This is a genomic window from Citromicrobium bathyomarinum (genome assembly GCF_038594605.1).
In the GTDB taxonomy this organism is placed as follows: Bacteria; Pseudomonadota; Alphaproteobacteria; order Sphingomonadales; family Sphingomonadaceae; genus Alteriqipengyuania; species Alteriqipengyuania bathyomarina_B.
The window spans coordinates 160,561-170,649 of the sequence record NZ_JBCFZM010000005.1 but is presented as its reverse complement, the minus strand read 5'-3'; the positions used below and the strand labels follow the sequence as shown (position 1 = coordinate 170,649).

9 protein-coding genes are annotated in these 10,089 nt (G+C 61.9%); 8 read left to right on the top strand and 1 reads right to left on the bottom strand.

The window, feature by feature from the left end:
- The 4 genes from AAG612_RS16060 to AAG612_RS16045 all read left to right on the top strand — a co-directional run.
- On the top strand, positions 1 to 2,847 hold a 2,847-nt coding region (locus tag AAG612_RS16060), incomplete at its 5' end, for a strawberry notch family protein (protein WP_342511849.1).
- 59 nt (positions 2,848 to 2,906) lie between these two features.
- A complete protein-coding gene (locus AAG612_RS16055) occupies positions 2,907 to 3,176 on the top strand; it encodes a type II toxin-antitoxin system Phd/YefM family antitoxin (RefSeq protein ID WP_010240558.1) in 270 nt (89 codons plus the stop codon).
- A gap of 3 nt (positions 3,177 to 3,179) precedes the next feature.
- Entirely contained in the window at positions 3,180 to 3,542 is a 363-nt protein-coding gene (locus AAG612_RS16050) for a type II toxin-antitoxin system RelE/ParE family toxin (RefSeq protein ID WP_040379303.1), read from the top strand.
- Between the two features lie 373 nt (positions 3,543 to 3,915).
- Positions 3,916 to 5,889 (top strand): ParB/RepB/Spo0J family partition protein, encoded by a 1,974-nt coding sequence (locus AAG612_RS16045; protein ID WP_342511846.1) that lies wholly within the window; start codon positions 3,916 to 3,918, stop codon positions 5,887 to 5,889.
- A 200-nt stretch (positions 5,890 to 6,089) separates the two neighbouring features.
- On the opposite strand, the gene AAG612_RS16040 is transcribed toward AAG612_RS16045, so the two are convergent.
- The gene (locus AAG612_RS16040) at positions 6,090 to 6,518 is read right to left on the bottom strand and encodes a GNAT family N-acetyltransferase (RefSeq protein ID WP_010240440.1); all 429 of its coding nucleotides are present in this window, start codon (positions 6,516 to 6,518) and stop codon (positions 6,090 to 6,092) included.
- A 377-nt stretch (positions 6,519 to 6,895) separates the two neighbouring features.
- Here AAG612_RS16040 and AAG612_RS16035 point away from each other — a divergent pair, with 377 nt between their 5' ends.
- The 4 genes from AAG612_RS16035 to AAG612_RS16020 all read left to right on the top strand — a co-directional run bounded on the left by AAG612_RS16035 (position 6,896) and on the right by AAG612_RS16020 (position 10,058).
- On the top strand, positions 6,896 to 7,825 hold the full coding sequence (locus tag AAG612_RS16035; protein ID WP_067674593.1) for an ArdC family protein: 930 nt from the start codon (positions 6,896 to 6,898) through the stop codon (positions 7,823 to 7,825).
- Between the two features lie 11 nt (positions 7,826 to 7,836).
- Positions 7,837 to 8,277 (top strand): hypothetical protein, encoded by a 441-nt coding sequence (locus AAG612_RS16030; protein WP_029140655.1) that lies wholly within the window; start codon positions 7,837 to 7,839, stop codon positions 8,275 to 8,277.
- A 219-nt stretch (positions 8,278 to 8,496) separates the two neighbouring features.
- Positions 8,497 to 9,438 carry a DUF2493 domain-containing protein gene (locus tag AAG612_RS16025; RefSeq protein WP_342511840.1) on the top strand — a complete coding sequence of 314 codons (942 nt, stop codon included), beginning with the start codon at positions 8,497 to 8,499 and terminating at the stop codon, positions 9,436 to 9,438.
- A 248-nt stretch (positions 9,439 to 9,686) separates the two neighbouring features.
- The gene (locus tag AAG612_RS16020) at positions 9,687 to 10,058 is read left to right on the top strand and encodes a hypothetical protein (RefSeq protein ID WP_103022870.1); all 372 of its coding nucleotides are present in this window, start codon (positions 9,687 to 9,689) and stop codon (positions 10,056 to 10,058) included.
- Positions 10,059 to 10,089 lie beyond the last annotated feature (31 nt).

Sequence of the window (10,089 nt, the reverse complement as noted above, 5' to 3'; positions counted from 1 at the left end):
CACTCCTACCGCCAAGGCTTCATCCTCGGCGACGGAACCGGAGCGGGCAAAGGACGGCAGATCGCCGCGGTCATCATGGATCGCTGGCTCGCAATCGAGCGCCGACATGTCTGGATCACCAAGAACGAGGCGCTGCTCGAAGATGCACGCCGCGACTGGGAAGCGCTTGGCGGGCTGCCGCTCGATCTCCAGCCGCTCTCGCGCTGGAAACTCGGCCAGCCCGTAACGATGTCCGAAGGCATTCTCTTCGTCACCTATCCGACGCTGCGCTCGGGCCGCGCCGAGGATACGCGGCTCGACCAGATCCTTGCCTGGGCGGGCGAGGATTTCGACGGCGTGATCGCTTTCGACGAAGCCCACGCCATGGCCAATGCTCTCGGCGGCTCGTCGGCCCGCGGCAAGGTCAAGGGCTCCGAACAGGGGATGGCGGGCCTCAGGCTGCAGAACCATCTCCCGCGCGCCCGCGTGCTCTACGCGTCTGCCACAGGTGCCTCGGATATCGCCAATCTCGGTTACACCTCCCGGCTCGGCCTTTGGGGACCCGAGACCGCCTTTCCGACCCACGAAGCGTTCATGACCGAAATTCGCGCCGGCGGCGTCGCGGCGATGGAGCTTGTCGCCCGCGACCTCAAGGCCCAGGGCCTCTATCTCGCCCGTGCGTTGTCCTTCGCCGGGGTCGAGTACGAAATCCTCGAGCACAGCCTGACCGAAGCGCAGGTGCGGATCTACGACGCCTATGCCGAGGCCTGGGCGATCATTCACCGCAACCTCGAAGCCGCGCTCGAAGCAACCCGCGTGGTCGACGAGGACAGCGGCGATACGCTCAATCGCAACGCCAAGGCTGCAGCGCTGTCGATCTTTGAAGGCACCAAGCAGCGCTTCTTTGCCCAGCTCCTGCTTTCGATGAAACTGCCCAGCCTGATCCCCGCGATGGAAGCGGCGCTTGGCGAAGACCATTCGGTAGTCGTGCAACTGGTCTCGACCGCCGAGGCCATGCTCGACCGGCGCCTTGCCGACCTGACCGTGGAAGAACGCGAAGCGCTCGATATCGATCTGTCCCCGCGTGAATACGTCATCGACTATCTTGCGAAGAGCTTCCCGGTGCGCCTGATGCAGGTCTTCGCCGACGAGGACGGCAATCTTCGCTCCGAGGCTATGAGCGACGAGGAGGGCAATCCCGTTTTCTGCCCCCGCGCCGTTGCCGCGCGCGATGCGCTGATCGAGCAGCTCTGCGCGCTGCCGCCCATCGCAACAGCACTCGACGCGATCATCGAGCACTTCGGAACCGACGCCGTGGCCGAAGTCACGGGCCGGACCCGCAGGCTTGTCCTCGGCCGTGATGGCCAGCAGCGCCTCGAACGGCGAAGCCCCAGTGCCAATGTCGCCGAAGCGCAAAGCTTCATGGAAGGGACCAAGCGCATCCTCGTTTTCTCTGATGCCGGCGGGACGGGGCGTTCCTATCATGCTGACCTTCATGCGAAGAACCAGCAGCGCCGGGTTCACTTCCTGCTCGAGCCGGGCTGGCGCGCCGACAACGCGATCCAGGGGCTCGGCCGCACCAACCGTACCAACCAGGCCTCCGCCCCGCTGTTCCGCCCGGTCACCACCAACGTGAAGGGCGAGCGCCGCTTCATATCGACCATTGCGCGAAGGCTCGACGCATTGGGCGCGCTCACGCGCGGCCAGCGCCAGACCGGCGGACAGAACCTGTTTGACCCGGCCGACAATCTTGAAAGCCACTATGCGCGCGACGCGCTCAGCCGCTGGTTCCAGCTGCTCTATGACGGTAAGCTCGAAGCCAACACCTTTGGCAACTTCGTCGAGCGCACCGGCCTCCGGCTCGAAAACCCCGATGGCGGGCTGACCGACAGTCTCCCCACGATCCAGCGCTGGCTCAATCGCATCCTCGCGCTGCCGATTGCGCTCCAGAACGCCATATTCGATGAATATCTCGGCCTCGTCGAAGCGCGGATCGAAGCCGCGCGCGAGGCTGGAACGCTCGACCAGGGACTGGAAACCGTGAGGGTCGATCGTTTTACGGTCCTCGCCGATGAACTCCTGCGCACAGACTCTGTGACTGGAGCGGAAACCCGCCTCGTCTCGCTCGAAGTGACCAGGCACCTGCGCCCTCTGCGCTTGCAGCGCCTGATGCGGATGCATGAGATCGGGGGCCCGCATGCAATCCCGATGCGCAATGCGCGCTCGGGCAAGGTCGCACTGTCTGTTCCAGCCCGGCTCCTCATCGCCGACGACGGGGCCGTGATTGAACGTCGGCGCCTGCTCCGACCGCTCAAGTCAGCCAACTGGACCCTTGAGGCACTCGGTGAGAGCCCCTGGGAAGAAATCGGCGTCACCGCGTTCACCAGCGCCTGGCGGGCTGAGGAGGAGGAGGCTGTCACCTCGCCTGTAACCGAGCGCGTCCATCTCGCCACAGGGCTGCTGCTGCCAGTCTGGAAACGGTTGCCCGGCGATCATGTCCGCGTCACCCGGCTCGTTGCCGAGGACGGCCAGTCGATCATCGGCCGCGAAGTGCTCGATATCGATCTCGCTTCGATCGCCGATACCTTTGGCCTTTCCGGAGTTACCGGACCATCGGCAGAGCAAATCGGCGACCTCGTCCTCGTCAGCGGCAAACCGCTGGGCCTCGCAAGCCACGATGCCTTGACCGTAAAGCGCTCGCTGGTGGGAGGCGAGCAGCGCCTTGAACTGACCGGATTCTCGCCGGAACGCCTCGACTGGTACAAGGGCAAGGGCTGCTTCACCGAGATCATCCGTTACCGCACGCGGCTATTTGCACCGGTGTCGAGAGCAAGCGAGATCCTCCAAAGCATCGCAATCGAGCCTTGAACTTCTCATTTGCCCTAAACTGGTCTATATAGAGACCAAATTCAGTCCTAAGGTGTTCTATGAAGCTGGACCAGCGCATCAAACCGATCAGCTATCTGAAGGCCCACAGCGCCGAAATTATCCGGGAGATTGGAGATGGCGCCGGGCCAATGGTCATCACGCAGAATGGCGAAGCCAAGGCAGTTCTGCAGGATGTCGCCAGCTACGAGCGCGCACAAGAAACGCTCGCTCTGCTTAAACTTCTGGCGCTCGGACAGGCCGATGTTGCCGCCGGTCGGACCCGCCCGGTGGCAGGCCTCGCGGATCGCGTACGAGGTAAGTCAAACTGAATGATGGCGGCCGCTGTAGCGATCGAGATCACCTCCGGTGCGGAGCGCGATCTGGTGGGTATCTGGCAGCGCCGCCTGACGCAGCGCGGGCCGGATGGCGACGATGGTGCGGACGCACTGCTCGATGACCTTGTCGCGTCTATCGGCTCCCTTGTGAACAATCCTGAGAAAGGACCGGTTCCACCGGAACTTGAGGCTCTCGGGATCACCGACTTTCGGCAATTGTCGCGCTTTCCGTTCCGCATCATCTACGGGTATCAGCCTGAGCCAGCACCCGGTCAGGTGACCGTGTTCGTAATTGCTGATGCGCGTCGGGATTTTCGGACGCTTCTCGAAGAGCGCTTGCTCAGCAGCGGACAGGCATAGGCTCCGCCAAAGAGGTCAGGGTCCGAATGAATCTGAGCGCTGCCTCCGATTGCGCCCTAGTTTCCCTTCCTCTCCTCCCCTCCGTGTGACTGAATGAATCGACAAGTTCCCGTGTCGCGTAGCGTCAGAGCCTGATCACGTCCTTCCTTAAGTCCGGGCGACTAATCTGCCTGTGCCCGGTGCTGACTGGCCTGCGGATGAGTTCGCGCATCGAGAACAACTGCTCTCATGGACGGATCTCAGCCGATCCCTGATCGCCCCATCCCGGTCGTATAGATGGTCGCCACAGCCATTGAAGAGAGTGGAGGGAGCCCTTTGGGCTTGTGGGCCTCGTGATCCTCACCTGCGCCTTCATTCCATCAGGAGAACACCCATGATCCAGTCGATTCCCTTGAAGAAGCTCGTCCCGAGCCCGCGCAACGTTCGCAAGTCGAGCGATGTGCTGGCTGACCTCCAGCTGCGGGCAGACATTGGTGCGCGCGGTCTGCTGCAGAACCTCGTCGTGCGCAAAGGAAAGCGCGGCAAGTTCGAGGTCGAGGCCGGCGGCCGGCGTCTCGCCGCGCTGCAGGCACTGGCCGAAGAGGGCCCCTTGTCCGAAAGCCATGAGGTCACCTGCCTCGTCATCGAAGGCGAGGAAAGCGAAGTTCGCGAGGCCAGCCTTGCCGAGAACTTCCAGCGTCTCGCGATGAACCCGGCCGACGAAGCGCAGGCTTTCGCGGCGATCATCGAGGCAGGCGCTACCACCGAAGACGTGGCGCGCCGCTTCGGCCTCACCGTCCGATTCGTCGAAGGGCGTCTGCGCTTAGCAAGTCTCGCACCCTGCGTCTTCGAAGCGCTCGCCGAAGGCACGATTACGCTCGACATGGCCAAAGCCTACGGCGCGATCTCCGACGTGGAGCGCCAAGCGCATGTCTATGCCGAGCTGCAGGACGCCTGGTACCAGATCACGCCTGACACGATCCGCCGCATGGTGCTCGACGCAACTGTTCGTGGCTCCGATCCGCGAGCGGTTCTCGTCGGACGCGATGCCTACCTCACTGCGGGTGGCCGGATCGAACGCGAACTGTTCGACGACGATGCCAGCGAAAGCTGGATCGATGTCGCGCTGCTCGAGGACCTCGCACACAAGGCCATGGAAGAAGCCGCAGAAAAGGTCGCGATCGAATATGGCCTTGCCTGGGTTCGGCCGACGCTTGGCACCTATGTCAGTCATGACCTTGTCGACGGCCTCAATCGCTTGCCCTGCGAGCCTGCGCCAATGACCGACCGGGAAGTGCAGGAGCTCGGCGAGCTCGAGGCCGACTGCGACCGCGTCGCCGCCGTGCTCGAAGACGAGGAAAGCGATGAAGACCAGGTCGCCAAGGCAGAACAGGAACTCGTCGTCATCGACCGCGCCATGCGCGCGATCAATGACCGGCCGCCGGTACTCGCCGACGAACTGAAACCGGAGGCCGGCGCCTTCCTCGTCCTCTCGCGCAATGGCGAGCCGACCTTGGTCCCACAGTACTACACCGAAACCGAAGTCATCGCTGACGAAGGCGTTGTCGAGGCCATCGAGGAAAGTGGCGCGGCAAAGCCCAAAGGAAGTTCGCTGTCGCAACGCCTACTCGACGAACTGGCCATGCAGCGCCGCGATATCCTGGCGATCCACCTCGCCAACGATCCGGCACTGGCGCTCGACTTCATGGTCTTCACGCTCGCAGATGCAGATGGACACGACTGGCGCGCCAAGAATGCGTCGACGCTGCTCGGATCGGTTGCGGCTGGGCCTGTCACCGGGTTCGAGGCCAAGGATGCACCGGCGAGCGCTGCCTTGGCCGAGTTCGCCGGGTCGCTCGATGAAAGCTGGCGTGCTGGTGAAAGCGATGTCGAGCGGTTTGCCAGGTTCCGGGCGCTTTCCGACGAGGCACGCTCGGACTGGCTTGGCCATGTCGTCTCGCGCACTCTGGTTGCCAGCCTTGCCTGCCAAGGGGAGCGCTCGGTGCCACTGCACGAGGAGCTGGGCTCACTGCTCGAAATCGAGACCGCACACTGGTGGCGTCCCACGGCGGCGAACTACTTCGATCGTGTGGCCAAGGCTCGCACGCTCGAGGCGCTCGATGCCGCCGGTGGTCCCGAACTCGTCAGTCGCTATGCCGCATCGAAGAAGGCCGAACTGGCGAGCGCTGCCGAGCGCATATTCTCCGGCAACTTCATCGGTGAGGCCGAGGTCAAGGAACGGGCACAGGCTTGGGTTCCGCCGATGATGCGTTTCGCCGGTTCCGAGCAGGTCGCACCGGTTGCCGCTGAAGGTGACGAGCCGGTCAGCGACGACGCGACTGACGAAATTGCCGAGCAGGCTGCCTGACCCCTCCTGACAGGTCTAGGTCACTCGGCGGGCGGTCCGTCCCAATCGGGACGGGCCGCCTTTTCCATGTCAAATTTTCGGCCGGTTGAAGACGGTCCGCTTTTAGGTGGCTGAATGCTGAAAGCTGCCGTTCGGCTAACGACCCTAAGCGCGGTTGTTTAACTTGAGCGGAAACTACCTCGAAAGCGGACGCCCGAAAATCAAATCAGCACCTTCTTGAGATAGTGCGAAGAGTGTCCCTTGGGTCGGTTGGAAAGGGTCGCCATGTGGTTGTAGCCGTTCTTTTCGTAGAATGGCCTTGCCTGCCAGCTGGTCGTTTCAACTAAAGCATTTTCGCAACCATTGTCGCGCGCAAAAGCCTCGGCTTTCTGTATCAGCTTACGCCCGATTCCACTGCCGCGCGCAGTCTCGGAAATCCAAAGAAGTTCGATGTGAAGGGTATTCCAATAGCATGTTGCGCGGATGCCACCTTGTAATGATCCCTCGTCATCTCGAGCCATCACGTGAAACCGCTTCTCTTCCTCGGCCGGCTCGAGATCGCGAACGGTTTCTTCGTTGAATGACTTAATCCCGCGACTGAGCAGGTCCGCCTCAGCTTTCGAAGGGTTCCGCTCGATCTCGATGTTCACTGTAGGTCCTCAAAACTGACTGGTAGGTGTTTTTATGTCTGCTTTGACCAAAATAAACAACAAATTAGACATTCCGTTCCCCCCGTTTCAGACCTTTCCGCGTGTTGTCGGAGCGCCTCAAAGCTGATTGTCCGCTAATCGCACACACACGATAAAAGCGGCCCGACTGCAAAAGCGGCCCGACTGCAAACGAGTCCTAATCGGACATTCGCGGTAATCATTACCGAAGCAAAGCTGCCGGGCCGCTTTCAGGCATCCGCAGGAAGCCTGAACGTCCCGAATTGAGGGCGCATTGCGGTCATCATTGAAGGAGAGAGGAGGGAGCTTTGCTCTTCCTGAGCCGGGACAACTCCGTTCCGGCGATCAGGAGATCTCCCATGACCAAGTCCCGCCGCACCGTTTCGACATCGCCTGCCCAGCGCATCTCCGCCGCGATCATCGAAAAGCTCGAGCAAGGCACAAAGCCCTGGGTCAAGCCGTGGCGCGGTGTGCCCGTCTCGCGGCCCTTGCGCTCCTGCGGGACGCCTTATCGCGGAATGAACACCTTTTGGCTCTGGATGGTGGCCGATGGCTGCGGTTTCGCTTCGCCGTACTGGATGACGTACCGCCAGTGCCAGAAGCTAGGCGGACAGGTCCGCAAGGGCGAGAAATCGACCATCGCGATCTTCTACAAGAGCTATACCAAGGAGGTCGAGAACGCCGAAGGCGACACGGACACCGAGAACCGGCGCGTGCTCAAGGCCTATGCCGTGTTCAACGCGGACCAGTGCGACGGCCTCCCCGCATTCTATCATCCCAAGCCGCTGGTTGCCGCGCTCGAGCCTGAAGGACGCGAAGACCGGCTCGATGCCTTCTTCGGTCAAGTCGGCGCAGACCTGCGCCATCATGGTGCCCAGGCCTACTACGAACCGCTGCGCGACCGCGTCACGATGCCGCCAGCCGAACTCTTCGAAGCCTATGACCACTACTACGCGACGCTTGCACACGAGCTGTCGCACTGGACGGGGCATTCCTCGCGGCTCGACCGCGATCTCAAGAACCGCTTCGGCAGCGACGCCTATGCTGCCGAAGAACTGATCGCCGAACTGTCCTCGGCCATCCTTGGGGCAGAACTGGGTCTGCCGGTCACCCACCTCGACCATCACGCCAGCTACATCGCGTCCTGGCTCAAGATCCTCAAATCGGATGAGCGCGCGATCCTGACCGCTGCGGCCAAGGCCGAGGAAGCGGCCAGCCTGTTGCTTGACCTTGGGGGTCACCAATCCAACGAAAGCGAGCCCGACATTGATCTCGCTGATGCAGCCTGAGGAGCAGTGAGATGGGACGTTCTGTCAGTTATCCGGCCGGATCCGTGGTTGCCTTTCGTCTGCTCGACGACGGCGAAGACGCAGATGTCGACTGGGCCTACGAGTGCCTCGTCGACGAGATCATCGATACTGCGAAGGCGACCTTTCCTTCCTTTGAACGCTTCGAAGGATGGCGCGGCCGCGAGGATTGCATCCTCCTGCGGAACGCCTTCGCCGATTGCGGCATATCGACATATTGCGGGCTCGCCGCGATCTGGCTCGCCGAGCGCGATGACGCTCGCTACTGGGAAGCCGATCTCTACAACCCGCGCGTGCCGAGGGCACGGCATTGGCTCGCCCAGGTGTCAGGAAGGTTCATCGACCTGTTCGGCGAGCTGCGCCTGGTAGGTCGGTTCTCGAATGGCGAAGCGATCTTCGAGCGCTCCTGCCCTGATAGCGACGTCGGGTCCTGATCCTGCCTCATCCCTGTCCGCCGGGAGAGGCCCTTGGGCCGGTCGGGGCGCGCCGCAACCTGCGGCCCGTCGGCCCGTGTTGCCCGCGCCAGCCTAGGGCCGCAGGTTTCCCGCTGCGCGGTGCGTCTCGCCCCTTCTCCCGGCCCTGATCGGGCTCCGGCGGACAGGGTCGAGGCAATGGTGCCTCCTCTCCTTGTCCCCGCGATCAGGAGACAACGCATGTACGACAGCTTCATCGACCAGTTGAGCGGCCTCGACCTCTCAGGCCTCAGCATCAGGCCAGCTCCCTTCAACGAAACCGATTTTCCCTGCGAGGACGCGATCGAGCAGACGCTTAATGCCGTATGGTCCGACCTCTTCGCGATGTTTTCCGACACGGCCCTGGAAGCTGATGCCGAGGACATTGCCTGGGGTTTCGTCAATCTCTTCCACCGTGCAGCAAGTCGGAAGTCTTCGCGGCTCGACCGCGCCAGCGACGAAATTCGAGCATTGCTAGCTTCTGCCGACGGCTCGGAAGTACACACGAGCAATCTGGAAGAGCAGGTCGAACGTGCCCAGGCCGCCGAAGCCAGCATGGTCGCATTCGAGAAAATGCGCGAAACCGCCGCTACGCTCTATCTTGAAGAGATCGGATCGTCCTGGCGTCCCACGACCGGTTCGCGTTCGAACCACGCTGCCCATATGACGTCCGCTGTCGTCAATGCACGTGACTTCCTGCGGGCTCGTGCAGAGCGCCGCCGGGATGCCAATACACCGCAAGGCACGCCAATCGTCTTTTCCGGTGGCCGGTCTTCGTTTGCCACCGCGGAAGACGCCAAGGCTTTCGCCTCCAAGGTCTGGTCAACGCTCGACAAGGTACGTGATCATGTGCCCGACATGTTTCTGGTGCACGGCGGCGACACCAAAGGCGTTGATCGGCTTGCGGCCAGCTGGGCCGAACGGCACGATATACAGCAATTGGTATTTTCACTCGACAGACGGCTGGGGGCACGAGCCGGGTTCAAGCGCAATGAGCAGATGCTTCAGATGAATCCGCGCTATGTGGTCGCGCTTCCCGGCAATGGCGTTCTTGAGCGTCTAGTGATTGACGCCAAGGCCCGGCGTATCACCGTCGTTGACCGGCGCAGCTTGGGTGCAAGCATCCCAAAACGATATGATTGAACGTCGAACTTGCTACGCGCCGGCGACGATTATGTCGCTGGCGCGCTAATTGGTTCTTGTTTCGTGCGGTAGGCCAGCTGCCTCTTGCAGTCCGATGCAAATTCGCCTGGCTTTACGCCCCCGCCGGGTCCTCCTTCGACAATATAAGAGCACTGGTGTTGTGTTATAGTATCACAATAATGGATCTACGCTGACAGAATATTACACTAGGCAGCTCGGTTTGTCTTTGCTAATGGCGGCCCAAATTCATGACTTACAGTTATCGCCGCCTTGTCCTCAACCCGCTCGTCGTCCTGCTCATGCTGGTCGCGATGATCTTTGCGACTGCGGCGGATGCAGCTGCCTGCGGCTCGGAAGTGGCTCCGGGCGATGCGGCGGCATGGATTGCAGCTGACGAGGGATCGGCAACCTCAGATGTCGATGGCGATCAGGGCGATCCCGAAGTGCCAGCCGATCAACACGGCGTTTGCGGTCATGGTCATTGTCATCACGGCGCGAGCTTTGCTGGCGGAATCCACAAAGAACAGGTTCCACTTGCGTCGGTCATTCTTGCAGCGCCTCCTGTTGCGGCATCCGTCTCGGATGTCAGTACCCGACTGAAACGTCCTCCTCGCGACTGACAATCGTCGTTGCGCTGCCCCGGTGCAGCGC